26 protein-coding genes and 1 tRNA gene are annotated in these 24,872 nt (G+C 72.7%); 13 read left to right on the top strand and 14 right to left on the bottom strand.

Translation table 11 applies throughout. From position 1 onward, the window contains the following. Positions 1-58: 58 nt before the first annotated feature. Positions 59-1,384 carry a M20/M25/M40 family metallo-hydrolase gene (locus tag FHX78_RS28200; RefSeq protein WP_145870213.1) on the bottom strand — a complete coding sequence of 442 codons (1,326 nt, stop codon included), beginning with the start codon at positions 1,382-1,384 and terminating at the stop codon, positions 59-61. A 261-nt stretch (positions 1,385-1,645) separates the two neighbouring features. On the opposite strand from FHX78_RS28200, the gene FHX78_RS28195 reads away from it, so the two are divergent. Beyond that, positions 1,646-1,730, top strand: a tRNA-Leu gene (locus FHX78_RS28195). A gap of 63 nt (positions 1,731-1,793) precedes the next feature. After that, the gene (locus FHX78_RS28190; RefSeq protein WP_145870212.1) at positions 1,794-2,168 is read left to right on the top strand and encodes a YchJ family protein; all 375 of its coding nucleotides are present in this window, start codon (positions 1,794-1,796) and stop codon (positions 2,166-2,168) included. A gap of 4 nt (positions 2,169-2,172) precedes the next feature. On the opposite strand, the gene FHX78_RS28185 is transcribed toward FHX78_RS28190, so the two are convergent. Further along, on the bottom strand, positions 2,173-2,874 hold the full coding sequence (locus FHX78_RS28185; protein WP_145870211.1) for a FadR/GntR family transcriptional regulator: 702 nt from the start codon (positions 2,872-2,874) through the stop codon (positions 2,173-2,175). 137 nt (positions 2,875-3,011) lie between these two features. Between FHX78_RS28185 and FHX78_RS28180 the strand changes: the two genes are divergently transcribed. Together FHX78_RS28180 and FHX78_RS28175 are read left to right on the top strand one after the other, a co-directional pair. Beyond that, on the top strand, positions 3,012-3,530 hold the full coding sequence (locus FHX78_RS28180; protein ID WP_145870210.1) for a gluconokinase: 519 nt from the start codon (positions 3,012-3,014) through the stop codon (positions 3,528-3,530). Between the two features lie 80 nt (positions 3,531-3,610). Next, complete coding sequence (locus FHX78_RS28175; RefSeq protein WP_145870209.1) at positions 3,611-5,008, top strand: GntT/GntP/DsdX family permease; 1,398 nt, start codon at positions 3,611-3,613, stop codon at positions 5,006-5,008. Between the two features lie 63 nt (positions 5,009-5,071). Here the strand turns inward: FHX78_RS28175 and FHX78_RS28170 are convergent, their stop codons facing one another. The 4 genes from FHX78_RS28170 to FHX78_RS28155 form a co-directional block, all read right to left on the bottom strand. Next, positions 5,072-5,692, bottom strand: coding sequence for a cytochrome b/b6 domain-containing protein (locus tag FHX78_RS28170; RefSeq protein ID WP_145870208.1), 621 nt, complete (start codon positions 5,690-5,692; stop codon positions 5,072-5,074). Beyond that, positions 5,676-6,425, bottom strand: a complete 750-nt coding sequence (locus FHX78_RS28165; RefSeq protein WP_145870207.1) for a molybdopterin-dependent oxidoreductase — start codon at positions 6,423-6,425, stop codon at positions 5,676-5,678. The genes FHX78_RS28170 and FHX78_RS28165 overlap by 17 nt, the downstream gene beginning before the upstream one ends. A 75-nt stretch (positions 6,426-6,500) precedes the next feature. After that, the gene (locus FHX78_RS28160; RefSeq protein ID WP_145870206.1) at positions 6,501-8,042 is read right to left on the bottom strand and encodes an APC family permease; all 1,542 of its coding nucleotides are present in this window, start codon (positions 8,040-8,042) and stop codon (positions 6,501-6,503) included. Between the two features lie 64 nt (positions 8,043-8,106). Further along, complete coding sequence (locus tag FHX78_RS28155; protein ID WP_145870205.1) at positions 8,107-9,057, bottom strand: hypothetical protein; 951 nt, start codon at positions 9,055-9,057, stop codon at positions 8,107-8,109. Between the two features lie 292 nt (positions 9,058-9,349). Here FHX78_RS28155 and FHX78_RS28150 point away from each other — a divergent pair, with 292 nt between their 5' ends. Genes FHX78_RS28150 through FHX78_RS28140 form a run of 3 tightly spaced genes read left to right on the top strand, consistent with a single transcriptional unit; the run spans position 9,350 to position 10,631 of the window. Continuing rightward, positions 9,350-9,898: an NUDIX hydrolase gene (locus FHX78_RS28150; RefSeq protein WP_145870204.1), complete on the top strand. Its 549-nt coding sequence runs from the start codon at positions 9,350-9,352 to the stop codon at positions 9,896-9,898. Next, positions 9,895-10,287: a YidH family protein gene (locus FHX78_RS28145; protein WP_145870203.1), complete on the top strand. Its 393-nt coding sequence runs from the start codon at positions 9,895-9,897 to the stop codon at positions 10,285-10,287. The genes FHX78_RS28150 and FHX78_RS28145 overlap by 4 nt, the downstream gene beginning before the upstream one ends. Then, positions 10,284-10,631, top strand: a complete 348-nt coding sequence (locus tag FHX78_RS28140; RefSeq protein WP_229923979.1) for a DUF202 domain-containing protein — start codon at positions 10,284-10,286, stop codon at positions 10,629-10,631. Before FHX78_RS28145 ends, FHX78_RS28140 begins: the two co-directional genes overlap by 4 nt. Before the next feature lie 93 nt (positions 10,632-10,724). Here FHX78_RS28140 and FHX78_RS28135 read toward each other — a convergent pair whose 3' ends face one another. Further along, positions 10,725-11,657: an NADP-dependent oxidoreductase gene (locus FHX78_RS28135; RefSeq protein ID WP_145870202.1), complete on the bottom strand. Its 933-nt coding sequence runs from the start codon at positions 11,655-11,657 to the stop codon at positions 10,725-10,727. 197 nt (positions 11,658-11,854) lie between these two features. Between FHX78_RS28135 and FHX78_RS28130 the strand changes: the two genes are divergently transcribed. The 3 genes from FHX78_RS28130 (at position 11,855) to FHX78_RS28120 (ending at position 15,233) form a co-directional block, all read left to right on the top strand. Then, complete coding sequence (locus tag FHX78_RS28130; RefSeq protein WP_145870201.1) at positions 11,855-12,877, top strand: phosphotransferase family protein; 1,023 nt, start codon at positions 11,855-11,857, stop codon at positions 12,875-12,877. A 6-nt stretch (positions 12,878-12,883) separates the two neighbouring features. Then, a complete protein-coding gene (locus FHX78_RS28125; protein WP_145870200.1) occupies positions 12,884-14,098 on the top strand; it encodes an acyl-CoA dehydrogenase family protein in 1,215 nt (404 codons plus the stop codon). Positions 14,099-14,327: 229 nt separating this feature from the next. Beyond that, positions 14,328-15,233, top strand: a complete 906-nt coding sequence (locus tag FHX78_RS28120) for a LysR family transcriptional regulator (RefSeq protein WP_229923978.1) — start codon at positions 14,328-14,330, stop codon at positions 15,231-15,233. Positions 15,234-15,342: 109 nt separating this feature from the next. Here the strand turns inward: FHX78_RS28120 and FHX78_RS28115 are convergent, their stop codons facing one another. Genes FHX78_RS28115 through FHX78_RS28105 form a run of 3 tightly spaced genes read right to left on the bottom strand, consistent with a single transcriptional unit; the run spans position 15,343 to position 18,396 of the window. Next, the gene (locus FHX78_RS28115; RefSeq protein WP_145870199.1) at positions 15,343-15,936 is read right to left on the bottom strand and encodes a TetR/AcrR family transcriptional regulator; all 594 of its coding nucleotides are present in this window, start codon (positions 15,934-15,936) and stop codon (positions 15,343-15,345) included. 28 nt (positions 15,937-15,964) lie between these two features. Beyond that, complete coding sequence (locus FHX78_RS28110) at positions 15,965-17,626, bottom strand: class I adenylate-forming enzyme family protein (RefSeq protein ID WP_145870198.1); 1,662 nt, start codon at positions 17,624-17,626, stop codon at positions 15,965-15,967. After that, a complete protein-coding gene (locus tag FHX78_RS28105) occupies positions 17,623-18,396 on the bottom strand; it encodes an SDR family oxidoreductase (protein WP_145870197.1) in 774 nt (257 codons plus the stop codon). Before FHX78_RS28105 ends, FHX78_RS28110 begins: the two co-directional genes overlap by 4 nt. Before the next feature lie 168 nt (positions 18,397-18,564). On the opposite strand from FHX78_RS28105, the gene FHX78_RS28100 reads away from it, so the two are divergent. Both FHX78_RS28100 and FHX78_RS28095 read left to right on the top strand, forming a co-directional pair. Further along, positions 18,565-19,821 (top strand): exo-beta-N-acetylmuramidase NamZ family protein, encoded by a 1,257-nt coding sequence (locus tag FHX78_RS28100; RefSeq protein ID WP_189908603.1) that lies wholly within the window; start codon positions 18,565-18,567, stop codon positions 19,819-19,821. A gap of 444 nt (positions 19,822-20,265) precedes the next feature. Then, a complete protein-coding gene (locus FHX78_RS28095; RefSeq protein ID WP_145870195.1) occupies positions 20,266-20,868 on the top strand; it encodes a hypothetical protein in 603 nt (200 codons plus the stop codon). Positions 20,869-21,570: 702 nt separating this feature from the next. Here the strand turns inward: FHX78_RS28095 and soxR are convergent. Continuing rightward, positions 21,571-22,068 carry a redox-sensitive transcriptional activator SoxR gene (soxR, locus tag FHX78_RS28090; RefSeq protein ID WP_145870194.1) on the bottom strand — a complete coding sequence of 166 codons (498 nt, stop codon included), beginning with the start codon at positions 22,066-22,068 and terminating at the stop codon, positions 21,571-21,573. Between the two features lie 131 nt (positions 22,069-22,199). Here soxR and FHX78_RS28085 point away from each other — a divergent pair, with 131 nt between their 5' ends. Beyond that, entirely contained in the window at positions 22,200-22,661 is a 462-nt protein-coding gene (locus FHX78_RS28085; RefSeq protein WP_145870193.1) for a MaoC family dehydratase, read from the top strand. On the opposite strand, the gene FHX78_RS28080 is transcribed toward FHX78_RS28085, so the two are convergent. The 3 genes from FHX78_RS28080 to FHX78_RS28070 all read right to left on the bottom strand — a co-directional run bounded on the left by FHX78_RS28080 (position 22,652) and on the right by FHX78_RS28070 (position 24,869). After that, positions 22,652-23,290, bottom strand: coding sequence for a TetR/AcrR family transcriptional regulator (locus FHX78_RS28080; RefSeq protein WP_145870192.1), 639 nt, complete (start codon positions 23,288-23,290; stop codon positions 22,652-22,654). The genes FHX78_RS28085 and FHX78_RS28080 overlap by 10 nt on opposite strands. A gap of 76 nt (positions 23,291-23,366) precedes the next feature. Continuing rightward, positions 23,367-23,654, bottom strand: coding sequence for a YiaA/YiaB family inner membrane protein (locus FHX78_RS28075; RefSeq protein WP_145870191.1), 288 nt, complete (start codon positions 23,652-23,654; stop codon positions 23,367-23,369). 60 nt (positions 23,655-23,714) lie between these two features. Next, positions 23,715-24,869, bottom strand: coding sequence for an acyl-CoA dehydrogenase family protein (locus FHX78_RS28070; protein WP_145870190.1), 1,155 nt, complete (start codon positions 24,867-24,869; stop codon positions 23,715-23,717). Positions 24,870-24,872: the final 3 nt, after the last annotated feature.

The following is a 24,872-nucleotide window of genomic DNA, read 5'->3' as shown; positions in this document are numbered from 1 at the left end:
ACTCTTCCCAGTCAGCTCCGCACGCTTGCACGATTATCGTGCTCATCGGGTAACCGTTTCAGGACGCGTCCAGGAAACGGTCAAGCACCCGTACGCCGAACTTCAGGCCGTCCACCGGGACCCGCTCGTCCACCCCGTGGAACATGCCCGCGAAGTCCAGCTCCGGGGGCAGCTTCAGCGGCGCGAAGCCGAAGCAGCGGATGCCGAGGTCGTCGAAGGACTTGGCGTCGGTGCCGCCGGAGAGCATGTACGGCACGGCCCGCGCGATCGGGTCCTCGGCGCTCAGCGCGCTCTGCATGGCGTCGACGAGCCGGCCGTCGAAGTCGGTCTCCAGGGCCTTGTCGGAGTGCACGTCCTCGCGCCGCACGCGCGGGCCGAGGATCCGGTCGAGGTCGGCGAGGAACTCCTCCTCGTAGCCGGGCAGGAAGCGGCCGTCGACGTGCGCGGTGGCCTGGCCGGGGATGACGTTGACCTTGTAGCCGGCGCCGAGCATGGTGGGCGCCGCCGAGTTGCGCAGCGTGGTGCCGATCATGCGGGCGATCCCGCCGAGCTTGGCGAGCGTCTCGTCCATGTTCTCCGGGTCGAGCTCGGTGCCGAGCGCGTCGGACAGCTCGTCCAGGAAGGCCCGTACGGTCTTGGTGACCCGGACCGGCCACGTGTGCCGGCCGAGGCGGGCGACGGCCTCGCACAGCTCGGTGATCGCGTTGTCGTCGTTGGTCATCGAGCCGTGGCCGGCGGTGCCGTCCACGGTGAGCCGCATCCAGTGCATGCCCTTCTCGGCGGTCTCGACCAGGTACAGGCGCAGCTTCTCGTTGACGGTGAAGGAGAACCCGCCGACCTCGCCGATCGCCTCGGTGACGCCCTCGAACAGCTCCGGGTGCCGGTGCACCAGGTGCTTGGCGCCGTACGTGCCGCCGGCCTCCTCGTCCGCGAGGAAGGCGAGGACGATGTCGCGCGGGGGCTTGCGCCCGCTGCGCATCCGGTCGCGGACGACCGCGAGGGTCATCGCGTCCATGTCCTTCATGTCGACGGCGCCGCGCCCCCAGACGCAGCCGTCGGCGATCTCGCCGGAGAAGGGGTGGTGGGTCCAGTCGTCCGCGTTGGCCGGGACGACGTCGGTGTGGCCGTGGATCAGCAGCGCCGGCCGCGAGGGGTCCTCCCCCTCGATCCGGGCGACCGTGGAGGCGCGTCCCGGGTGCGACTCGAAGATCCGCGGCTCCAGGCCCACCTCGGCGAGCTTCTCGGCGACGTACTCGGCCGCCTTGCGCTCGCCGGGGCCCGAGTGGTCGCCGTAGTTGCTGGTGTCGATCCGGATCAGCTCGCGGCAGAGGTCCACGACCTCGTCCTCACCGGTGACGCTCCTGGCCGTGTCCGTCTCGCTCACGTGCTTCCTCCCGCTGCCGATGTCGCTGGTGTGCCCGCCTGTGGACCGTTCCCGGTGGTGGGTGGTTCCCGCCGGTGGACCGTTCCCGCTGGTGGGTCGTCCTCATCCTCTCTCTCCCGCGCGCGCACCCCAAGACCCGGCCCGGCCCGTCACACGCCGTTCACGCGGCGGCGCCGCCGGGCGGGGGTGATCGGCCACCCCGGAACACCTGGTAATGTTTACGTCGTCGCCGCGGGGGGAAACCCGCGCGACAGACACCTTGTCCGGGTGGCGGAATGGCAGACGCGCTAGCTTGAGGTGCTAGTGCCCTTTATCGGGCGTGGGGGTTCAAGTCCCCCCTCGGACACATGCAGCGCGAGGGCCGCGACCACGAGGTCGCGGCCCTCGGGCGTTGTCGCGGAGGCCGACCATGACCACACGTTCCTGCCCCTGCGGGCTGCCCGAGGCGTACGGGGCCTGCTGCGGCCGGTTCCACTCCGGTTCCGCCGCCGCGCCGACCGCGGAGAAGCTGATGCGGTCCCGGTACTGCGCCTTCGTACGGCAGGACGCCGGTTATCTGCTGCGGACCTGGCATCCGCGGACGCGGCCGGAGCGGGTCGACTTCGATCCGCGGACGCGGTGGACCGGGCTGGAGATCCTGGACACCGGCGACGGTTCCGCCTTCCACTCCACCGGCACGGTGACCTTCCGGGCGTCCTACCGGGGCGGCTCGCTGCACGAGCGCAGCCGCTTCGAGCGGGTGGACGGGGCGTGGGTGTACGTCGACGGGGAGTTCCTGGAGTAGCCCGTTACGGCGCCAGGATGTCCAGCTCCTGGAGGGCGCCCTCGGCGATCTCGCGGGTCAGCTTCTCCGCGCGGGGGGCGTCGCGTTCGCGGACCGCCTCGGCGAGCTGGACGTGCAGGGTGACGGCGGCCGGGTCGGGGTCCTCGAACATCACGTCGTGGTGGGTGCGGCCGGCCAGCACCTCGGCGACGACGTCGCCGAGGCGGGCGAACATCTCGTTGCCGGACGCCGTGAGGATCACCCGGTGGAACGCCACGTCGTGGAAGAGGTAGCCCTCCAGCCGGTGACCGCGTGAGTTGGCGACCATGCCGAGGGCGCACTCGGTGAGTTCGGCGCACTGCTCCGCGGTGGCGTGACGGGCGGCCAGGCCCGCCGCGACGGGCTCGATCGCGGAGCGCAGCACCGTCAGGGAGCGCAGCTGGCGGGGGCGGTCCGCGCCGGCCAGGCGCCAGCGGATGACCTGGGGATCGTAGACGTTCCACTCGTGGGTCGGCAGGACCGTCACGCCGACGCGGCGCCGGGACCGGACCAGGTGCATGGACTCCAGGACGCGGACCACCTCGCGCATCACGGAGCGCGACACGTCGAAGCGCTGGGCGAGCTCGTCGGTGCGCAGGACGCTGCCGGGAGGGTATTCGCCTGCGGTGATCTCGGGGCCGAGGGTGTCCAGTACGCGGCCGTGCAGCCCCCGGCCCGTGGTGCTCATGCACTCAGCGTACGGGGCGGATCACGCGAACAAAAAGTCAGACTTATATGTCACAGACTCTTGAATTCGTCGTATCTAATGGGCTTCAGTGTCGTCGACATCTCGTGTCGACGAAGACAGCAGACAGTGAGGCAGCGATGAACACCCCCCATGTCGTCGTGATCATGGGCGTCGCGGGCACCGGCAAGACCACCATCGGTCCCCTGCTCGCTGCCCGGTTCGGCGTTCCCTACGCCGAGGGCGACGACTTCCACCCGCAGGCCAACATCGCCAAGATGTCGGCCGGTACCCCGCTCACCGACGACGACCGGTGGCCGTGGCTGGACGCCATCGGCGACTGGGCGCACGGGCGGGCCGGTCTCGGCGGGGTGGTCAGCTGCTCGGCGCTGAAGCGGTCGTACCGCGACCGGCTGCGGGCCGCCGCGCCCGGCGTGGTCTTCGTGCACCTCACCGGGGACCGCGCGCTCATCGAGGACCGGATGTCGCACCGGCAGGGTCACTTCATGCCCACGGCACTGCTCGACTCCCAGTTCGCCACGCTCCAGCCGCTGGAGCCGGACGAGGCGGGGGTCGCCGTGGAAGTGACCGGCAGCCCCGAGGAGATCACCGAAGGGGCGGTCACCGCCCTGGCGGCGCTCCCCGAGCCGGCCCCGTAGGTCCCTGCCCGGACCTCCTCCCCGGGGCGCCCCCACCTCCCCGGTTTCTCCCCGACCCCCGTACACGCAAGGGAACCACCGTGACCAGACTCAGCGTTGAGATGCTGGCAGCGGACGCACCGGAGCCGATCACCTCGGCCGGCCACGCTCAGCTGGGCATCGCCGTCCTGGCGGGCATCGCCGTCATCGTCCTGCTCATCACCAAGTTCAAACTGCATGCCTTCCTGTCGCTGACCATCGGGTCGCTGGCGCTCGGCGCGTTCGCCGGGGCGCCGCTGGACAAGGTGATCACCAGCTTCAGCACCGGACTCGGCTCCACCGTCGCCGGTGTGGGTGTCCTGATCGCCCTCGGGGCGATCCTCGGCAAGATGCTCGCCGACTCCGGCGGCGCCGATCAGATCGTCGACACCATCCTGGCGAAGGCCGGTGGCCGTTCGATGCCGTGGGCGATGGTGCTGATCGCCTCGGTGATCGGGCTGCCGCTGTTCTTCGAGGTCGGCGTGGTGCTGCTGATCCCGGTGGTGCTGATGGTCGCCAAGCGCGGCAACTACTCCCTGATGCGCATCGGCATCCCGGCGCTCGCCGGTCTGTCCGTGATGCACGGTCTGGTGCCGCCGCACCCCGGCCCGCTGGTCGCCATCGACGCGGTCGGCGCCAACCTCGGTGTGACCCTGGCCCTGGGCGTGCTCATCGCCATTCCGACGGTGGTCATCGCCGGTCCGCTGTTCTCCAAGTACGCCGCCCGCTGGGTGGACGTCCCGGCGCCGGAGCGGATGATCCCGCAGCGGCCCTCCGAGGACCTGGAGAAGCGTCCCGGCTTCGGCGCGACGCTGGCCACCATCCTGCTGCCGGTCGTGCTGATGCTGGCCAAGGCGCTGGTCGACATCGTCGTCGACGACCCCGAGAACACCGTGCAGCGCGTGTTCGACGTGATCGGCTCCCCGCTCATCGCCCTGCTCGCGGCCGTGCTGGTCGGCATCTTCACGCTGGGGATGCCCGCCGGGTTCAGCCGGGAGCGGATCTCGTCGCTGGTCGAGAAGGGGCTCGCGCCGATCGCGGGCATCCTGCTGATCGTCGGCGCGGGCGGCGGTTTCAAGCAGACGCTGATCGACACCGGTGTGGGCCGGATGATCCTGGACATCTCCGAGGACTGGTCGATCCCGGCGCTGCTGCTGGCCTGGCTGATCGCGGTGGCGATCCGGCTGGCGACCGGGTCGGCGACCGTGGCGACCGTCTCGGCGGCCGGTCTGGTGGCGCCGCTCGCGGCCGACATGTCGACCACGCACGCGGCCCTGCTGGTGCTGGCCATCGGTGCCGGTTCGCTGTTCTTCAGCCATGTCAACGACGCCGGTTTCTGGCTGGTGAAGGAGTACTTCGGGCTGAACGTCGGGCAGACGATCAAGACCTGGTCGATCATGGAGACGATCATCTCGGTGGTCGCCGGGGCCCTGGTCCTGCTGCTCTCGCTGATCATCTAGCCGGAGACCGGGCGCGTACGGCCCACCCGCTCCCCCTCGGGGCGCGGGTGGGCCCGTGTCGTCTCAGGGCCGCCACAGCGGGTGTTCGCGCTCCGCCCACTCCCGGCGGACCGTCCCCGTGCGCATGCCGCGCCGGGCCTCGGGATCCGCCCACGCCATGCCGATGTGGCCGGCGAGGACGATGCCGATGGTCAGCGCCAGCCAGTCGTGGACGAAGGTGGCGCTGGTCCGCCACACCAGCGGGGTGAGTTGGGTGAACCACATCAGCAGGCCGGTGCCCAGCATCACCAGGGTGGCGCCCGCGATCCAGGCCGCGTAGACCTTCTGTCCGGCGTTGAACTTGCCGGCCGGTCGGGACGACGGCCGTTTGTCGCGGCGCAGGGCGGCCCGCAGCCAGGTGCGGTCGTGCGGGCCGAAGCGGTTCAGCCGGCCCAGGTCGGCGCGGAAGGCGCGGGAGGCGAGACCGGCGAGGACGGGGACGGGCAGGGCGAGGCCGGACCACTCGTGGAGGGTGACGACCAGGGCGCGGCGGCCCACGAGCTGGGCGAGCTGGGGGACGTAGAGGCAGGCGGCCGAGAGCACGCAGACGCCCATCAGCGCGGCCGTGGCGCGGTGCACCCACCGGGGGGCGCGGCCGAAGCGCCGTACGGCGGCGGCGGGCGGGGCGTCAGCTCGTGGGTTCATCGTCGCGTCCGTTCGAGCGGCCGACCCAGGCGTCGACGTCGTAGCCGCGTTCCTCCCAGTAGCCGGGTTCGACGTCCTCGGTGACGGTGATGCCGGAGAGCCACTTGGCGGACTTGTAGAAGTACATGGGGGCCACGTAGAGGCGGACCGGGCCGCCGTGGGCGTGGCCGAGGTCCTCGTCCCGCATGCGCAGGGCGACCAGGACGTCGGCGCGGCGGGCCTGGGCGAGGGTGAGGCTCTCGGAGTAGGCGCCGTCGAAGCAGGTGAAGCGCACCGCCCCGGCCGTGGGGCGTACCCCCGCGGCGTCCAGGATCCGGGACAGGCGCACGCCCTCGAAGGGGGTGTGCGGCACCCGCCAGCCGGTGACGCACTGGACGTCGCGGACCGTGCGGGTCTGCGGCAGCGCCCTCAGCTCGTCCAATGTGTAGGTGGTGGGGCGGTCGACGAGGCCGTCGACGGTGAGGCGGTAGGTGTCGGCGTTCCTGCGCGGGACGGAGGAGGTGACCGAGTAGTAGCGGAAGCCGCCGCCGTTCGGCAGCAGTCCGGTCAGGCCGGTGGGGTCCTTGTCGGAGGCTCCGGCGAGGAAGCTCTCCAGGCCGCGTTGGAGGGTGGGGGCGCCGACCACGCCGAGGGCGCCCAGACCGAGGGTGCCGAGGAGGACCCGGCGGCCGATGGGACGGCCCGGCTCGCTCTGCTCGTCCGGGTCCGGTGGCGGCGGATGTTCGGAGTTCACCTCTCCATTCGAGCACCCGCGTCCCGGCCGGGCCAGGGAGCGCGGGTGCCCGTCAGACTTCCGTAACCACCCCGTCTACGAGGTGCGTTCGGCCTCCTTGTCCAGCTGGAACGCCTCGTTGCCCAGCCCGATGCGGGCGTGTCGCTCGGGGGCGCGGGCGCGCAGGACCGCGCCCTGGACCAGTCCGACGACGAGGGCGAGCCCGATGACGCCGGGCAGGACCCAGCTCAGGGAGGAGCCGGGTCCCGCGCCGACCAGCACGTCGAAGTCCCTGACCGTGTAGCCCGCGATCACCAGCAGGGCGATGCCCGCCAGGCCCGAGGTGACCAGCCGCCACGCCTGGGCGCCCGCGGCGCCGCGCCGGACGAAGAAGACGACGACGGACAGGGAGGCGATGGCCATGAGCACGATCACGCCGAGGGCGCCGATGTTGCCGCCCCAGGTGAACAGGTGCAGGACGGGCGCGGTCGGGTCGCCGGCCGGCTTGTCGTCGGTGAGGGCGAAGACGACGACCAGGACGGCGGCGACGCCGGTCTGGAGCAGGGAGCCGGTGCCGGGGGCGCCGCTGGTGCCGGTGGTGCGGCCGAAGGCGGCGGGCAGCAGGCCCTCGCGGCCCATGGCGAAGGCGTACCGGGCGACGACGTTGTGGAAGCTGAGCATCGCGGCGAACATGCCGGTCACGAACAGGATGTGCAGGACGTCGGTGAAGGTGGAGCCGAGCCGGTCCTCGGTGAGGAAGAACAGCAGGCCCGCGCTCTGCTCCCGGGAGGTGCCGACGATCGCGGAGGGGCCGGTGGCGACGGTCAGCGCCCAGCTGCTGAGGGCGAAGAAGACGGCGACGCCGGTGACCGCGAGGAACATCACGCGCGGGACGAGGACGTGCGGCCTGCTGGTCTCCTCGGCGTACACGGGGGCTTGCTCGAAGCCGAGGAAGGCGGCGATGCAGAAGCAGAGGGCGGTGCCCACGCCGGCGCCGGAGAGCGTGTCCGGGTTGAAGGCGTGCAGGGACAGGCCCTCCTTGGCGGGGTCGGCGACGGCGGCGATGTCGAAGACGACGACGAGCAGCACCTCGATGACCAGCAGGACGCCGAGGACGCGCGCGTTGACGTCGATCTTGAGCCAGCCCAGCGCGCCGACGGCGACGACGGCCGCGAGCGCCGGTATCCACCAGGCGACCTCCAGGTCGGCGTAGGTGGCGAACAGGCCGGAGACCTCGAAGCCGAAGATGCCGTAGATGCCGACCTGGAGGGCGTTGTAGGCGACGAGCGCGACCAGGGCGGCGCCCGCGCCGGCGGTGCCGCCGAGGCCGCGGGAGATGTAGGCGTAGAAGGCGCCGGCGTTGTGGACGTGCCGGCTCATCTCGGCGTAGCCGAGGCTGAACAGGACCAGTACGACGCCGAGGAGGACGAAGAGCAGCGGCTGGCCGACGATGCCCATCACCGCGAATGTAGTGGGCATGACACCCGCGACCACCATGAGGGGGGCGGTCGCGGCCAGGACGGAGAGCAGCAGGCCTCCGGTGCCGAGGCGGTCGGCGCGCAGGGCGCGCTCCTGCCCCTTGAAGGTGTGGATGCCGTCGGCTGTGGCTCTGCTCGTGCTCGAACTGTCCGTCGTCATGTCGAGACCGTCCTCGGATCGGTGGCGGGTCGGGGGGTGGGGGGTCGGGGGGTGGGGGCTGGGGTCAGGCCGTGCCCAGGGCGGCGGCGCGGGCGGTGCGGAAGGCGGTGCGGGCGTCCCGGTCGGGGTAGGACCAGGGGGCGGCCGTGACGTGGTCGCCGATGCGGTGGAAGAGGGCGGCGGCCTCGGCCCCCCGGCCCTCGCAGACCTTGGCGTGGGCGAGGAAGTTGAGGTCGACCAGGCGGCGCGGATGGCCTTCCTGCTCCCACTCCAGCCACCAGTCGAAGGCGGTCTTCATCACCTGCCGGGCGCGGCGGCCGACCCAGTGGCCGGAGGCGACCGGGTCGGCGGGTTCGTGCCCGGCGGCGGCCAGGGTGCGGTAGCGCTCGGCGTGCGCGACGACCGGCAGGATCGCCAGCGGCGAGTCGGCGGGGGCCTGTTCGGCGGCCCAGTTGGCGAAGTCGTACACCTCGTGCAGCGGGTCGGGGCCCGCGTCCACGCGGCGCTCCGCGAGCCAGGCGACCACCAGGTGGTGGGCGTGGTGGTGGTCCGCGTAGCGGGTGCGGACCTGTTCGAAGAGCCGGACCACGTCCCCCTCGGCCCCCTGGGCGCACTCCAGCAGGAGCAGTCCGAGCCAGGGGCTGGGGTCGGCGGGCAGCAGGTCCGCCGCCGTGGCGCAGGCCTCGCGGGCGCGGGCGGGCTTCTCCTTGCCGCGCAGCACGCGCCGCACCTGGGCGAGGGCGAGCAGTGCGGACGCGTCACCGGAGTCGGGCTCGGCGAGCAGCCACTCGCGGGCCCAGGCGGCGCAGTACGACTCCCGCGCGAGCACCGTGAGCCGGTGGCCCCTGCGGTCCCAGTCGTCCCCCGTCTGCACCAGCAGCGTGCGGGTGTGCTGCCATCGGCCCTGTGACAGCGCGGTCCGTGCGGCGACGAGGTCGGCGTCGTCTAGAGCCTCGTCGAAGGCCTGTGCCGCACGTCTGCGGGGACGGCCGAGGGGAGGCGGGGGTGGGGACACCGCGGGACTTCCTCACGCGCTCTTCTGGTGGCTCCACTCACGGCGGGTGGTCGGTGGTACGGCAGTGGTCGGCTGCCGACTGCCATGAGCTGATCACTCACAGCAAACCGTCAGCCAACGGATCACGTCAAGGGTGCCCGGTGCGTTACACGCGTCAACTGCGTTCACATGCAGACCACTTGTGACACCGGGGCGGGTGCGCTCCAGGGGCCGGCGCGGGGCGGGCCGGGCGGCGCTCCCGTGCCGGGCGGCGCCGCCCGCCCCCGCACGGCCGGCCTGCTTGGATGGCCGTATGAGTGCTGACGAGATCATCGACATCGTCGACGAGAACGACCGGGTGATCGGGCGGTCCTCCCGCGGTGAGGCCTACGCGCGGGGGCTGCGGCACCGCTGCGCCTTCGTCCTGGCCCGGGACGCCGAGGGCCGGATCTTCGTCCACCGGCGCACCCCGGGCAAGCAGGTCTTCCCGTCCCTGTACGACATGTTCGTCGGCGGGGTCGTCGGCGCGGGCGAGGACTACGACGAGGCGGCACTGCGGGAGGCCGAGGAGGAACTGGGCGTGACCGGTCTGCCGCGTCCCGAGTACCTCTTCACGTTCCGCTACGACGACGCGGCCGGCCACAGCTGGTGGTCGGCGGTGTACGAGGTCCGCTGCGACCTGCCGGTGCGGCCGCAGGCCGAGGAGGTGGCCTGGCACGGCTTCCTGTCGGAGGCGGAGCTGGAGCGGCGCCTGGGCGAGTGGGAGTGGACCCCGGACGGGCTGGTGGCGTACGAGCGGTTCAAGGCGCACCGGTCGGGGGCTGCCGCTCCGTCGTCCGCGGGGCCGGGGGGCACTGCGTGAGCGACTTCGTGCGCAACGTCAGGCTGTGGTTCGCGCCCGAGGAGGTGCGACGGGAGGGCGGGACGCCCGACTACCGGTTCTCCCTGGCGAACGAACGGACGTTCCTCGCCTGGCTGCGGACCGCGCTCGCGCTGATCGGCGGCGGGTTCGCCGTGGACCAGTTCCTGCCGGACCTGCGCTGGGGCTGGCGGGTCGGGCTCGCGCTGGCGCTGCTCGCCGCGGGCGTGCTGTGCGCACTGCGCGCGGTCAACCACTGGGTGCGCTGCGAGCGGGCGATGCGGCGCGGCGAGGACCTGCCGGTGTCCCGGTTCCCCGCGCTGCTGAGCCTGGTCGTCGCGGTCGTGGCCGTGGTGATGGTCGTGGTCGTGCTCGTCGGGTGGGAGGGGTGAGCGGACCGGTGGGCGGCCCGGCGGCGCGGGTGCCGGAGCGGGATCCCGGGCTGCAGCCGGAGCGGACACGGCTGGCGTGGCGGCGCACGACGCTGTCGGGCACGGTGGTGGCCGTGCTCGCCGGGAAGACGGCTCTGGCCGGCGGGGTGTCGGCGGCCGGAGTGGTCGCGTGCCTGGTGTGCTGCGGGTGCTGGCTGGGGTTCCTGCGGATCGCCCACCGGCGGATCCGGTGGCTGGCGGCCGCGACCGCGCCGGGGGCGATGGTGCCGCGGTACGCGGGCGCGGCGGTGCTGTGCACGGTGGTGATGGCGGTGTCCGGGGCGGCCCTGGTGCTCCAGGGGTGAGGCCGCCCCGGCGGAGTGCGGGTCCTGTCCCCTCCGCCCGTCCCCGGGGGCCGCGGATCCCCGGTGGGCCCGCGGTGCCCGTGGGGTGCGCCGTCAGTCCGTCGTGACCGTCACCACGATCTTGCCCCGGGTGCGGCCCTCCTGGCTGAGGCGGTGGGCGTCCGCGGCCCGTTCCAGGGGGAAGGTCTCCGAGACGTGCACGCTCACCACGCCCGCCTCCGCGAGTTCGGACAGGCGTCGCAGGTCCTGCGGGTCGGGGCGGACGAACCAGTACCGGCCGCCGTAGCCCACCACCTCGGGGTCGGTGATCGACGCGAGGCGGCCCTCGGGGGCGAGGAGGTTCGCGGAGACCTTCAGCGCGTCGCCGCCGACCGAGTCGAAGACCGCGTCCACGCCCTCGGGGGCCAGCCCCCGCACCCGCTCGGCCAGGCCGTCGCCGTGACTCACCGGCTCTCCGCCCAGGCCGCGGACGAAGTCGTGGTTGTGCGCGCCCGCCGTACCGATGACCCGGGCGCCGAGGTGGGCGGCGAGCTGGACGGCGATCGAGCCGACCCCGCCCGCCGCGGCGTGCACCAGGACGGTCTCGCCCCGCTTGACCTCGAGGATCCGGTACAGCACCTGGTAGGCGGTGAGGCCCGTGAGGGGGAGGCCGGCCGCCTCCTCGAAGGTCAGGTTGCGCGGCTTGCGCGCGAGGGTGCGCACGGGCGCGGCGACGTACTCGGCGAAGGTGCCGCCGGACAGGACGTCCGCGCGCACATAGCCGATGACCTCGTCACCGGGCGCGAACTCCGGGACGGCCGGACCCGGCCGGACGACCACGCCCGAGACGTCCCAGCCGGGGACGACCGGGAAGACGGCGCGCAGCGCCTGGTCCAGGTACCCCTCGCGGCACTTCCAGTCGACCGGGTTGACGGCCGCCGCCCGGACCTTCACCAGGACCGAGTCGGGACCGACCTTGGGATCGTCGACCTCCCCCAGTTCCAGCACCTCGGGGCCGCCGTACCGTGCGTAGCTGATCGCCTTCATGTGTCCGACCCTCCGGGGTACGCCGGTGCCGTGCAAGCCGAATGGGACGATATACGCCGTTCGCGTGGCGGCCGGACGGGCGGCGGACGGGGTGTGCGCCTATCGTGGCCCCGATCACGTTTCGCCGTCGCTCTGGACGGCATACCGACCGGTCGGCATCATGAGCGGGTACCCTTCGCCTGCCCGTAGGAGTGACGATGAGCCCCGACCACCCGCCCGGACTCGATCTCGACCGGCTGCGCGGCCTGCTCGAACGGGAGCGGCCCGGCCTGGTGAACGGCCCGCTCTCCGGCCGGCTGATCGAGGGCGGCAGGTCGAACCTCACCTACGCGGTCTCCGACGGCACCTCGCGGTGGGTCGTGCGCCGGCCCCCGCTCGGCCACGTCCTGGCCACCGCGCACGACATGAAGCGCGAGCACCGGGTGATCAGCGCGCTGCACCCGACCGCCGTTCCCGTCCCGCGCACCGTGCTGCTGTGCGAGGACGAGGAGGTGCTGGGCGCCCCGTTCTACGTCATGGAGTTCGTCGAGGGCACCCCGTACCGCACGGCGGACCAGCTCGTCCCGCTCGGCCCCGCGCGCACCCGGGACGCCGTGCTGAACCTGGTGGACACCCTGGTCGAGCTGCACGCGGTGGAGCCCGGCGAGGTGGGTCTGGCGGACTTCGGCCGGCCCGAGGGTTTCCTGGACCGGCAGTTGCGGCGCTGGGGCAAGCAGCTCGACGCCTCCCGCAACCGCGAGCTGGCCGGGATCGACGAGCTGCACGCCGCGCTCGGGCGGGAGCTGCCCGGCTCCCCCGCGCCGGCCGTGGTGCACGGCGACTACCGCCTCGACAACGTGCTGATCGGTGAGGACGACCGGATCAACGCGATCCTCGACTGGGAGATGTCCACCCTCGGCGATCCGCTGACCGACCTCGGTCTGCTGGTGATGTACAGCATGCCGCTGGGCATGCCGGACTCCCCCGTCTCCACCACCGCGGAGGCCCCCGGACACCCCTCGCCGGCCGAGCTGGTCGAGCGGTACGCCGAGCGTTCGGGGCGCGACGTCTCCGCGGTGTCCTGGTACACGGCGTTCGCCTGGTTCAAGCTCGCCGTGATCCTGGAGGGCATCCACTACCGCTACACCCTGGGCCGGACGGTCGGACGCGGCTTCGACCGCATCGGCGACCTGGTCCCCGTCTTCATCGACCACGGTCTGACGACCCTTCAGGAAGGCTGACAGGACATGGACTTCGCGTTCGACGCGCGCACGGAGGAGCTGCGCGCCAGGCTCCTCGCCTTCATGGACACGCACGTGTACCCCGCCGAGCAGGTCGTCCACGAGCAGCGTGAGCGGGCGGCCTCGCCGTGGGAGACCGTGCCGGTGGTGGAGGAGCTGAAGGCCGAGGCCCGCCGGCAGGGGCTGTGGAACCTGTTCCTGCCCGACTCCGGGTACGGCGCCGGGCTCACCAACCTCCAGTACGCCCCGCTCGCGGAGATCATGGGCCGTTCCCCGCAGCTGGCGCCGACGGTCACCAACTGCGCCGCGCCCGACACCGGGAACATGGAGGTGCTGGCGCAGTTCGGCGACGAGGCGCAGCGCAAGCAGTGGCTGGAGCCGCTGCTGGCCGGGGAGATCCGCTCGGCGTTCGCGATGACCGAGCCGGACGTCGCCTCCTCGGACGCCACCAACATCACCACGCACATCGAGCGGGACGGCGACGAGTACGTCATCACCGGCCGCAAGTGGTACATCTCCGGGGCGATGCACCCGGACTGCGCGGTCTTCATCGTGATGGGCAAGACCGACCCGGACGGGGCGGACATCCGCCGCCAGCAGTCCATGGTCCTCGTCCCGCGCGACACGCCCGGCGTCACGATCCGGCGCGCCATGCAGGTCTTCGGCTACGAGGACCACTACCACGGCGGTCACGCCGAGGTGGTCTTCGACCACGCGCGCGTGCCGGTGGCCAACCTGATCGGCGAGGAGGGCGGCGGCTTCGCCATCGCCCAGGCCCGGCTCGGCCCCGGCCGGATCCACCACTGCATGCGGCTGATCGGCATGGCCGAACGGGCCATCGAGCTGATGTGCCGCCGGGCGGTGTCCCGCAACGCCTTCGGCAAGGCGCTGGCGCAGCAGGGCGTGGTGCAGAACTGGATCGCCGACGCGCGCGTGGCGGTCGAGCAGCTGCGGCTGCTGGTGCTGAAGACGGCCTGGATGATGGACACCGTCGGCAACCGGGGTGCCCACACCGAGATCCAGGCCATCAAGATCGCCACTCCGCGCACGGTCGTCGGCATCCTGGACCGGGCGATCCAGCTGTACGGCGCGGGCGGGGTCAGCCAGGACTTCCCGCTGGCCGAGCTGTACGCCGGCGCCCGCACGCTGATGCTCGCCGACGGCCCGGACGAGGTGCACCAGCGGTCCCTGGCCCGGCGGGAACTCAAGAAGTACCTGTAGGACCCAGTAGCCGCCGGACGGGATGTGGTCCGTCAGCGCCAGGGCGTGCAGGAAGTCGCGCAGGCGCAGGATCCGGCGGGCCACGAGACGGCGGACGGTGGGGGCGTAGGCGGTGGTCCGGCCGGCAGGAGATCCATGCCGTCAGCATCGGTTTCCGCCGGGCCCGCGGTCCAACAGATGGTTTCGCTGAAACCGATCTACGGAATCGATGGATCCCTAGGGTCGGGGGATGGAGATCCGTCAGCTCCGCCATTTCGTGGCGGTCGTCACCGAGGGCAGCTTCACCGCCGCCGCCCGCGCCGAACTGATCGTGCGGTCGGCGCTCAGCACCTCGGTCCGCAATCTGGAGCGGGAGCTGGGCGCCGACCTGTTCGACCGCACCGGCCGGCGGGTGGTGCTCACCGAGGCGGGGCGCGCGCTGCTGCCGCAGGCGCGGGCGCTGCCGGCCGGGGCGCGGTCGGCGCGGGACGCGGTGGCGGCGGTGGCCGGGCTGCACACCGGGCGGGTGTCCATCGGCACCATCCAGACGCTGACCTGTGTCGATCTGCCCGGTGAACTGGCCGCCTTCCACCAGGAGTTCCCCGCTGTCCGGGTCTCCGTGCGGGATGCCACGGTGGACGAGCTGACCGAGGCGCTGCGGGCGGGCGAGCTGGATCTGGCGTACCTCGCACCGGACGCGCGGGAGCTGCCAAAGGGGCTGACGGTGCACGCGGTCTGGCACGAGGAGCTGGTGCTGATCACCGCGCCGGGGCCGGCTCGCCCGCGCCAGGAGGGCGCTGATCAGGGATCTCGCCGAGGAGCCGTTCGTGGACTTCCGCGCGGGCACCGGTCTGGAGACGGCCGTACGGCGCCTGGCCGCGCACTGCGGGCTGCGGCGCCGGATCACCTGCGACGTCACGCAGGCCGGCTGCTGGTGGAGCTGGTGCGGGCCGGGATCGGGGTGGCGTTCGTGCCCCGGCCGATCGGCGAGCGGGCGGGACTGCCGTGCGTCACGGTGCGGCAGCCGGATCCGGGGCGCACGATGGTGCCGGCCGGGCGCGGCCCGCGGCCGCGCAACCCCGCGGCGGCGGCCCTGCTCGGCCACCTGACACGCGGGCGGGCGGACCTCACGGACGCGGGGTCCTCAGCCGGCTGACACGCGGGCTGGTCTCACGGACGCGGGGCCCGCAGTCACCCGACACCCGGGGGGCGAACCTCACCGACGCGGGGCCCGCAGTCACCTGACGTGCGGGCCCCGGCGGACCTCACGGGCGCAGGGCTCGTAGCAGGAGGTCGGCCAGGTGGTCGGCGACCTCCTGCGGGCTGAGCGGGCCGTCGGGGCGGTACCACGTCGACAGGTGGTGCACGGAGCCGAAGTGGTAGTCGACCACCAGGTCGGCCGGGGTCGCCGTGGAGAAGACGCCCGCCTCCTGGCCCTCCTCGATCAGCGCGCGGAAGCGTTCGTGGTAGCGGCGGCGCTCGGCGCGCACCTGCTTGTGCTTCTCCGGGCTCAGCTGGTGCATGGAGCGGAAGAAGATCGACGCGTCGTCGAGGTTCTCGATCGTGGTGACCACGACGTCGGCCGCCGCGCCGCGCAGCCGCTTCTCGATCGGCTCGTCGGCGTCCGCGTAGGCGTCCAGGCGCTCCTGCTGGACGCGCAGCACGCGCGCGTACACCTCGTGCAGCAGGTCGTCCTTGGAGCCGAAGTAGTGGTAGAGCGCCCCCTTGGTGACGCCGGCCGCCTCGACGATCTCCTGCACCGAGGTGCGGTCGTAGCCCTGCTCGGCGAAGAGCCGGGTGGCGGCGGCCAGGAGCCGCTGCGGCACCGGAGTGCCGTCCCCGTCCGTGGTCCTGGGCACTGCCGCCACCCGCCTTTCCGTGTCGCTGCTAGTCGTGGCTCGGGGAACGCAGTTCCCGCCGGAGGATCTTCCCACTGGCCGTCTTCGGCAACTCCGGCAGGACCTCCACCTGCCGCGGATACTTGTAGGCGGCCAGTCTCTCCTTGCAGTGCGCGGCGAGCTCGGCCGGGTCCGCCTCGGCGCCGGGGCGCAGGCTGACGAAGGCCTTGACGGTCTCCCCGCGGTAGCCGTCGGGCACGCCCACGACGGCCGCCTCGCGGACCGCCGGGTGCGTGTGCAGGACGTCCTCGACCTCGCGCGGCCACACCTTGAAGCCGGACGCGTTGATCATGTCCTTCTTGCGGTCGACGACGTACAGCCAGCCCTCGGGGTCCATGAAGCCGATGTCGCCGGTGCGCAGCTCGCCGTCCGGGAAGGTCTCGGCGGTGGCGTCGGGGCGTCCCCAGTACCCGGGCACGACCTGCGGCCCGCGCACGACGATCTCGCCCTGCTCGCCGAAGGGCACCTCCTCGCCCCGGTCGTCGACGATCCGTACGACGGTGTCGGGTCCGGGGACGCCGACGGCCAGCGTCCCGGAGGCCTCGTCCACGGGCGCCTCGAGGTGCGGCGGGACGGAGGCGCAGGGGGCGGTGCACTCGGTCAGGCCGTAGCCGTTGCGGAGGTACGGCCCGAAGCCGGTCCGGAACCGCTCCACCAGGGCGGGCGGCAGCGGGGCCCCGCCGGAGGAGATCACCCGGAAGGAGGAGAAGTGGTCGCGGCTCACGCCGGGGTGGGCGGCGAGCGCCATGAAGGCGGTGGACGGGCCGACGGTGTAGTGCGGCCGGTGCTCGGCGAAGGCGTCCAGCACGGCTCCCGCGTCGAAGCGGTACGCCAGGACGAGGGTGCCCGCGCTGTTCAGGCAGGCGCCGAGCTGGCACACCATGCCGGTGATGTGGAACAGCGGGGCGAGCGCGAAGTAGACCGGGGCCTCGGGCAGGCCCAGGCCGGTGCGCTGCCGCTCGGCGTTGTACATGATGTTGCGGTGCGTGTTGGTGGCGCCCTTGGGGGTGCCACTGGTGCCCGAGGTGTAGCTGATGAGGGCCGTGCCGTCGGGCGCGGGATCGCGGTCCCCGGGGGCCGGGTGGCCCCGCCGGGCGACGGTGGTGAGGTCGTCGGCGTCCGGCGCCTGCGGCAGCCGTTCGAAGGTGAGCACGCGCGCGTCGCCGCGGGTCTGGAAGTCCAGCTCGCAGCCGGTGAGCACGATCCGCACCGGCGAGCCGGCCGCGGTGTCGCGCAGGTACGCCTCCCAGGCCCGGTCGGAGCAGATCAGCGCGGCCACGCCGGCGTCCCGCAGGACGTGGGTCACCTCGCCCGACTTGTACATCGGGTTGACGGGCACGACCACCGCCCCGGCCTTCCAGGCGCCGAGCAGGGCGAGCACGAAGAGCGGGGAGTTCTGGAGCAGGACGGCCACCCTCTCGCCGCGTTCCAGGCCGCGTGCGGCGAGGTGGCCGGCGACGGAGTCGCTGAGCCGGTCGGCCTCCCGGTAGGTCAGACGGCCGTCGAAGTAGGCGAGGAAGGTGCGGTCGGGGGTCTCGGCCGCCGCGCGGCGCAGGGCGTGCACCAGGGAGTCGGCGGGGTCGACGGGGGCGCGCTGGGCGTCGGTGAGCAGGGACAGCCAGGGCTTGGCCGCGTAGCGGGAGGCGGTCACCGGGTGGCCTCCCACTGCCGCTGGAGGCGGTTCATGCCGGCCAGCCAGCGCTCGGGTTCGGTGGCGCGGGCCCGGTAGTACTCGGCGACCTCGGGGTGCGGCAGGATCAGGAAGCGGTCCTCCTCGATGCCGCGGAAGAGGGCGTCGGCCACGTCGTCCGGTGCGATCGCGGTCGGCCTGAGGACCAGGTCGCCCGCGCTGCCGGTGGCGTCGAGCATGTCGGTGCGCACCCCCTGCGGGCAGATCGCGTGGACCTTCACCCCGCGGTGGCGGTAGGTCAGCGACAGCCACTCGGCGAAGGCGTGGGCGCCGTGCTTGGTGACGCTGTAGGGGGCGGTGCCGATCATGGTGAGCAGTCCGGCGGCGGAGACGGTGGAGACGAAGCGCCCGCTGCCGCGCTCCAGCCAGTCCGGGAGCAGTTCGTGCGCCGCGCGGACGTGCGCCATGACGTTGACGTCCCAGGAGAGCGCCCAGCCCTGTTCGTCGAGCGGTTCACCGGGCTCCCCGCCGTCGCGGCCGACGCCCGCGTTGGCGCAGTAGACGTCGACCGTGCCGCCGAGGGCGTCGCGGGCCTCGGCGACGACCGTGGAGGCGTCGCCCGGGACGGCGAGGCCGCCGATCTCCTCGGCGACCGCCTTCGCGCGGTCGGCGTCCAGGTCGTTGACGACGACCTGCGCCCCGTGGGCGGCGAAGCGGCGGGCGAGGGCCGCTCCGATCCCGCCCCCGGCTCCCGTGACGACCACCTTCGCACCTTGCACGGCTTGCACCATCGGTCTCCTTCGACGCGGCTCCCAGCGGCTACCCGCGTCAGACTAACCGGTCGGTATGCTCGGCGGAAGAGGTGTTCCGCGCGGGGTCGGTCCGGTTCGTTCCCCGGGGCGGCCCGGCGCGCTAGCGTGCGTGGCCATGACACCCGCCGGGATCACGGAGGTCACCGCATGAAGCTGTCCAGACGGGCCCTGCTCGCCACCACCACGGCCGCGGTCGCGGCCTCCGCGGCGCCCGCGCACGCCGCGTCCGGGCAGGCGTCGCGGGAGGGTGGCGGCCGGCGGCTGCGCACCGGGTTCGAACGGCTCGCCGCGGACGGCTACGCGCCGCTCGACGGGCAACGCGTGGGCGTGGTCACCAACCCGACGGGCATCACCCGGGACGTGCGGCACATCGTCGACGTCATGCACGCCGACGACCGCGTGGAGCTGACCGCCGTCTTCGGCCCGGAGCACGGCTTCCGGGGCACCGCCCAGGCGGGCGGCTCCGAGGGCCGCTACGACGACCCGGCCACCGGCCTGCCCGTCTACGACACGTACCTGAAGAGCGGTCAGGCGCTGGCCGACATCTTCACCGCGTCCGGCGTGGACACGGTCGTCTTCGACATCCAGGACGTCGGCGCGCGCTTCTACACGTACATCTGGACGCTGTTCGACTGCATGGAGGCGGCTCGGCTCGCGGGCAAGCGGTTCGTCGTGCTCGACCGGCCGAACCCGGTGACCGGGCGGGCGGCGCTGGGTCCGGTGCTGCACAAGGAGTTCGCGACCTTCGTGGGGCGGCAGCCCGTCTCGCAGGCGCACGGGATGACGGTGGCGGAGCTGGCGCTGCTGTTCAACGGCGAGTTCCTCACCGCGCCGGTGCCGCTGGAGACCGTGCGCATGTCGGGCTGGAAGCGCTCGGACTTCTACGACGCCTCCGGGCTGCCGTGGGTGCCGCCTAGCCCGAACATGCCGACGCCGGAGACGGCGCTGGTGTACTCGGGGACGTGCCTGTTCGAGGGCACCAACCTGTCCGAGGGGCGCGGGACCACCCGGCCGTTCGAGCTGCTCGGGGCGGAGGGCCTCGACGGACGCTGGGCGGCCGAGGCGAACGGGCTGGGCCTCGCGGGCGTGCGGTTCCGGGAGGCGTACTTCGCGCCGGTGTTCTCCAAATTCCAGGGGAAGACCATCGGGGGCGTCCAGTTGCACGTGCACGACCGGGAGGCGTTCGATCCGGTGCGGACGGGGATCGGGCTGCTGATCACGGCCAGGCGGTCGTGGAGCGGCTTCGCCTGGCGTGCGGACAACTGGATCGACAAGCTCACCGGCTCCGCCCGGGTGCGCACGATGATCGACGCGGGCGCGGACACGGACGAGGTGGTGGCCGGCTGGCAGGAGGAGCTGACGGGGTTCCGGCGGATGCGGCGGGAGTACCTGCTCTACCGCTGAGCGCAGTGGCGGGGGACGGCGGCGGGTCGCGGACGGCGGCCCGCCGCCGTCGTTCTTTCACCCCGCCGATAGCGCCGTGACCTGCGATGTCACCGCCCCTTCCGCCGTCGCACGGGCCGTCCGGAGTACGGCACCGGTGACCCGTGTGCATATCGACGGGCACTTCAAGGAACCCGGGGAAGCCGCGGGGAGTTCTCAGGCTGTCGTGGAGGGCTCCTTCCTACGGGAAGGAACGGAGCGGGTTACCGCCGGTATCTCCGTGGAACGACCACAACTGAAGCGCGGGTCACGGGAGTTGACCCGTGAGTCCCCGCGACCGGCTGACGGGGCCATCGAAAAAAGGATGGAGCCGAATCGCGTGTCGATACGTCTATTCGGCGACGTCCGTTCGACGACGCCGAAGTGACCGGATTACAGGTGCAGGTGTGACGGAGGTGCAGGACGATGGCCGGTTTCCGGAGTCTGGCGAGACAGGTCCGCGATCCACGGTGCGATCTGGCGCTGCGGCGCTATTCGCTGCGCAAGTGCCTTGAGCGATTCGCGCCCTACGGGCACAGGGCGACCTGGGACCATCTGTGCTCGCGGGCCGGGTTCGATCCCGAGGACCGCTCCGTCGACCCGGCGCGGCTCGTGGCCGCACTGGAGGAACTGGAGGAGGCCCGGGCGGTCTGGCTGGCCTATGAGGTGGAGTTCGCCGAGCGCCGCAGGAAGGAGAAGCACGACGGGCTGCGCAGGCCGGGCAGTGTGGACGACTGGCACCGGCTGACCTGGGGCGGTTTCGGTGTGGCCTGGTGCGACGACCCGCGGGTGCACCCGCGGGAGCCGCTGGCCGAGGTGCTGCGGCGGCTGATCGCCGCACTGGAGCGCGAGCCGGGTACGGCCTGCCCCGTGTGCCGGGGGGAACGGCTCATGTGGCGCCACGACCTGGACCACGAGCCCTCGGCGGGCCCGGTCTGCACGGACTGCGGCATCCTCGTGCCGCGCCCCGTGCTCACGCCCGGAGCCCTGGCGGACGCCCGACGGGTGAGGCTGCTGGTCTCGGCCTGAGCGACGGGAGCGACGGAGCGACAGGAGAGCACGGGGAGTTTGGGGGCCAGGGGGTGCGCCGGGGATGCCGCACCCGCTGGCCCCGACGCCCGCACCGGGCGTCGCATCGGCCGTGGCGGGGTTCCCGCCCACCCGTACCGCCCGTCCGGACCGCGGCGGGGCCTGGACGGCCCGTGCGGGCGATGCGCCGGCGGCCGGGACGCGGTGGGCGCCGGGCACGATCGGGACGGAGGCCCCGCCCGACCGACACGCCCCTCGGGCGCATGTCACGGCCCTCGCGCGCATACGACCCGACCCTCGCGCTCGTGGCGGGAAGCCCGGCCCGCCGGTGAACACCGAGCCCGGTGCCGGGGTCCCGGGTCACGGCGCAGGCGGCCGACCCGGTGCCGGGCGTCAGGACCGCGGCGAAGGTGGCCAGCCGGCGACGGGGCCAGCCGACCACGGCGAAAGCGGCCAGCCCGGCAACCAGCCCAGCCGACCACCGCGAAAGCAGCCGACCCGGCAACCAGCCCAGCCGACCACCGCGAAAGCAGCCGACCCGGCAACCAGCCCAGCCGACCACCGCGAAAGCGGCCGCCCCCGCAGCGAAACCAGCCGACCACGGCGGAGGCGGTCGCCTCACCCAAGGTGGGCGGTGCCGAGGGGGAAGGGGAGGGCGCTCACCCGGGCGCGGGCGCCGGGGCGGGCCCGGGTCCGCCCCGTTCAGTCGGCGCCGCGCCGGCTGTCCTCGTGTCGTCGTCCGGTGCCGTTCTCGGTCATCAGGCGGGAGCCGGCACGGCGTTCGCCGAAGATGTCGTCCGGGTTGGACAGGACGCACGCCTCCAGGGAGAGGCAGCCGCAGCCGATGCAGTCCGTGAGGTGGTCGCGCAGCCGGTTGAGCTGCCTGATGCGCTCGTCCAGTTCCGAGCGCCATGCCTCGGAGAGGCGGGCCCAGTCGTCGCGGGTGGGCGTGCGCTCCTCGGGGAGTTCGGCGAGCGCCTCGCGGATGGTGGCGAGCGGGATGCCGACGCGCTGGGCGGCCCGGATGAAGGCGACCCTGCGCAGGGTGTCCCGGCTGTAGCGGCGCTGGTTGCCCGGGGTGCGGCGGCTGCTGATCAGGCCCTTGGCCTCGTAGAAGTGCAGGGCCGAGACGGCGGCGCCGCTGCGGGCGGCGAGCTGGCCGACCGTGAGCTCGTGGATCTTCTCTGGAATCCGTTGCACTCCTCGAACCCTACCGACCCGGTCCGGGGCCCGGTCCGTTGACAGGGGCCCCGGCGGCGACCATGCTAAGCAGTTGCTTAGGCATGCGCGCGGGAACGCGCCTGCGACTACGTGACGCGAGAGGCCGGGACATGGCAGAGCCGAGGATCTTCACGTCCGTCGACGACCTGAAGGCGGCGGTGGGCGAGCAGCTGGGGTACACCGACTGGCTGGAGGTCGACCAGAAGCGGATCGACCTGTTCGCCGAGGCCACCGGGGACCACCAGTGGATCCACGTGGACCCGGAGAAGGCCGCGGCGGGGCCGTTCGGGACGACCATCGCGCACGGGTACCTGACGCTGTCGCTGCTGCCGCTGTTCGGACCGCAGCTGATCTCCGTCGAGGGCGTGACGATGGGCGTCAACTACGGGACGAACAAGGTGCGTTTCCCCGCCCCGGTCCCGGTCGGCTCCCGCCTCCGCGCCACCGCGAGGATCAGCGCCGTGGACGAGGTGCCGGGCGGCGTGCAGGTGGCCACGGCGTTCACCGTGGAGCGCGAGGGCGGCGACAAGCCGGTGTGCGTCGCCGAGTCGGTGGCCCGCTACTACCTCTGACCGGCGCCGGTGACCCCGACCATGCGGAGCGTGAGGTCGGCGTAGAGCGCGCCGACCTCCTCCGGGGTGCGGGGGCCGTTGACGTTGAACCAGCGGGCCACGTCGATGCAGAGGGAGAGCACGGCGAGGGTGGTGCCCTGCACGTCGGCCACGTCGAAGTCGCCGGAGCGCACACCGTCCTCGATGATCCCGCGCACCTCGGCGTTGACCTGCCGACGCAGTCCGACGATCTCGGCGCGGGCCTCGGGTCCCAGCGAGTCGAGTTCGTACTGCACGACCCGTGCGGTGGTCCGGCCGCCCGCGTGCCAGCGGACGAAGGAGCTGACCGCGTCGGCGAGCCGCTCGGCCGGGCCGCCCTCGGCGCGGGACGCGGTGCGCAGGATGTCCAGGGCCTTCTCGTGGCCGATCCTGCTGATGCGGTGGAGCAGCTCTTCCTTGGTCTTGTAGTGGATGTAGAGCGCGGCCGGGCTCATTCCGGCACGGCTCGCGATGTCACGGGTCGTCGTGGCGTGGTAGCCGCGCTCGGCGAACGCCTCCACGGCGGCGAGCAGCAGCCGTCGGGCCGCGTCGGGCGTGACCTCACCCCACGGCTGCGCCTCGCCGTCGGCCGTCTCCTGCGCCGTACTCATCGCTCACCCCATTCACTGGCAGGGGTAACACCATACCGCCGTGGGTGAGCGGGCGCTTAGTGCGCCCGCTCGAAGATCACAGCTTCTGCAGGGGGTCGTGGTCGGCGAGGAGCTTCTCCAGGCGGGCCTGGTCGACCCGGTTCACGATCTGCCCGGCCTCCTGGCGGTCGCGGATGACCTTGGCCAGGGTGAAGGCGGAGGTCACCAGGTACAGGACCGCGATGGCCAGGAAGGCACGGACCCAGGCGTCCGTCCGGAGGTTGAAGATACCGATCGCGGTGGCGCCCAGGGCGACCGCGAAGGACGCGACGGCCTGACCGTAGAAGGCGGCCGTGCTCTGCTGCTTGACCGGTGTGTCGCTCATGGGGACAAGGGTCGGCGGATGTGGCCGCGGCCACATCCGCTCACGTACTCAGAGGCGTACTCAGAACGCCGAAACCCCCGTCAGCGCACGGCCGATGACCAGTTTCTGGATCTGGCTGGTGCCCTCGTAGAGGGTCATCACGCGGGCGTCGCGCAGGAGTTTGCCGACGGGGTACTCGTCGATGTAGCCGTAGCCGCCGAAGACCTGGAGGGCGTTGTTGGCGGCGCGCACGGCCGCCTCGGAGGCGAAGAGCTTGGCCTTGGAGGACTCGACGGCGAACGGCTGCCCGCGGTCGATCAGGTCGGCGACCCGCCAGGTCAGCAACCGGGCCGCGTCGACGTCGACGGCGATGTCGCTGAGGAGTTCCTGGACGAGCTGGTGGCGGGCGATGCTCTTGCCGAACTGCTCGCGCTCACCGGCGTAGCGCACGGCCGCGTCCAGGGCGGCCTGGGCTATCCCGACGCAGCCGGCCGCGACCGACATCCGCCCCTTGGCCAGGGCCGACATGGCGACCGAGAAGCCCTTGCCCTCCTCACCCAGGATCGCGGAGGCGGGCACCCGGACGTCCTCGAGGACCAGTTCGGCGGTGGCCTGGCCACGCAGGCCGAGTTTGCCGTGGACGGTGCGGCGGGTCAGTCCGGGGGTGTCGGTGGGCACGAGGAACGCCGTGACGCCCTTGTGGCCGGGGGCGTCGGTGGAGCGGGCGAAGAGCAGGACGACGTCGGCCCAGGTGCCGTTGGTGATGAACATCTTGGTGCCGTTGATGACGTAGTCCCCCGCGCCGTCGCGCACCGCGCGGGTGGTGAGGTGGCCGGCGTCGGAGCCGGTGCCGGGCTCGGTGAGGCCGAAGCAGCCGACGGACGCGCCGGAGGTGAGCCCCGGCAGCCAGGTCCGCTTCTGCTCCTCGCTCCCCCAGGCGGCGACGGTCTTGGCGACCAGGCCGAGGGAGACCGAGACGATGCCGCGCACGGAGGAGTCGCCGCGCCCGAGCTCCTCGGTCACCAGGCAGTACGCGAGGTGGTCGCCGCCGGAGCCGCCGTACTCCTCGTCGACCGTCAGGCCTAGGAAGCCGACCTCGCCGAGCTTCTCCACGATGCCCCGGTCCACCTCCTCGGCGCGGTCCCAGGCGGCGGCGTGGGGCACGACCTCGCGCTCCACGAAGTCCCGCGCGAGCCGGCGGACCGCCTCCTGCTCCTCGCTGAGCTCCAGGTTCATACC

The sequence above is a fragment of the Streptomyces capillispiralis genome (assembly GCF_007829875.1).
Lineage (GTDB): Bacteria > Actinomycetota > Actinomycetes > Streptomycetales > Streptomycetaceae > Streptomyces > Streptomyces capillispiralis.
The sequence above is the reverse complement of the archived record's forward strand: the minus strand, read 5'-3'. Positions and strand labels throughout refer to the sequence as shown.

What these genes read in the sequence shown, in the direction of transcription:
- FHX78_RS28125 (WP_145870200.1), top strand. Translation starts at nt 12,884, where the DNA reads ATGGACTTCGCGTTCGACGCGCGCACGGAGGAGCTGCGCGCCAGGCTC.
- FHX78_RS28075 (WP_145870191.1), bottom strand. Translation starts at nt 23,654, where the DNA reads ATGAGCGACACACCGGTCAAGCAGCAGAGCACGGCCGCCTTCTACGGT.
- FHX78_RS28100 (WP_189908603.1), top strand. Translation starts at nt 18,565, where the DNA reads ATGAAGCTGTCCAGACGGGCCCTGCTCGCCACCACCACGGCCGCGGTC.
- FHX78_RS28150 (WP_145870204.1), top strand. Translation starts at nt 9,350, where the DNA reads ATGAGTGCTGACGAGATCATCGACATCGTCGACGAGAACGACCGGGTG.
- FHX78_RS28170 (WP_145870208.1), bottom strand. Translation starts at nt 5,692, where the DNA reads ATGAACCCACGAGCTGACGCCCCGCCCGCCGCCGCCGTACGGCGCTTC.
- FHX78_RS28190 (WP_145870212.1), top strand. Translation starts at nt 1,794, where the DNA reads ATGACCACACGTTCCTGCCCCTGCGGGCTGCCCGAGGCGTACGGGGCC.
- FHX78_RS28160 (WP_145870206.1), bottom strand. Translation starts at nt 8,042, where the DNA reads ATGACGACGGACAGTTCGAGCACGAGCAGAGCCACAGCCGACGGCATC.
- FHX78_RS28135 (WP_145870202.1), bottom strand. Translation starts at nt 11,657, where the DNA reads ATGAAGGCGATCAGCTACGCACGGTACGGCGGCCCCGAGGTGCTGGAA.
- FHX78_RS28095 (WP_145870195.1), top strand. Translation starts at nt 20,266, where the DNA reads ATGGCCGGTTTCCGGAGTCTGGCGAGACAGGTCCGCGATCCACGGTGC.
- FHX78_RS28085 (WP_145870193.1), top strand. Translation starts at nt 22,200, where the DNA reads ATGGCAGAGCCGAGGATCTTCACGTCCGTCGACGACCTGAAGGCGGCG.
- FHX78_RS28070 (WP_145870190.1), bottom strand. Translation starts at nt 24,869, where the DNA reads ATGAACCTGGAGCTCAGCGAGGAGCAGGAGGCGGTCCGCCGGCTCGCG.
- FHX78_RS28105 (WP_145870197.1), bottom strand. Translation starts at nt 18,396, where the DNA reads ATGGTGCAAGCCGTGCAAGGTGCGAAGGTGGTCGTCACGGGAGCCGGG.
- FHX78_RS28080 (WP_145870192.1), bottom strand. Translation starts at nt 23,290, where the DNA reads ATGAGTACGGCGCAGGAGACGGCCGACGGCGAGGCGCAGCCGTGGGGT.
- FHX78_RS28185 (WP_145870211.1), bottom strand. Translation starts at nt 2,874, where the DNA reads ATGAGCACCACGGGCCGGGGGCTGCACGGCCGCGTACTGGACACCCTC.
- FHX78_RS28120 (WP_229923978.1), top strand. Translation starts at nt 14,328, where the DNA reads ATGGAGATCCGTCAGCTCCGCCATTTCGTGGCGGTCGTCACCGAGGGC.
- FHX78_RS28180 (WP_145870210.1), top strand. Translation starts at nt 3,012, where the DNA reads ATGAACACCCCCCATGTCGTCGTGATCATGGGCGTCGCGGGCACCGGC.
- FHX78_RS28130 (WP_145870201.1), top strand. Translation starts at nt 11,855, where the DNA reads ATGAGCCCCGACCACCCGCCCGGACTCGATCTCGACCGGCTGCGCGGC.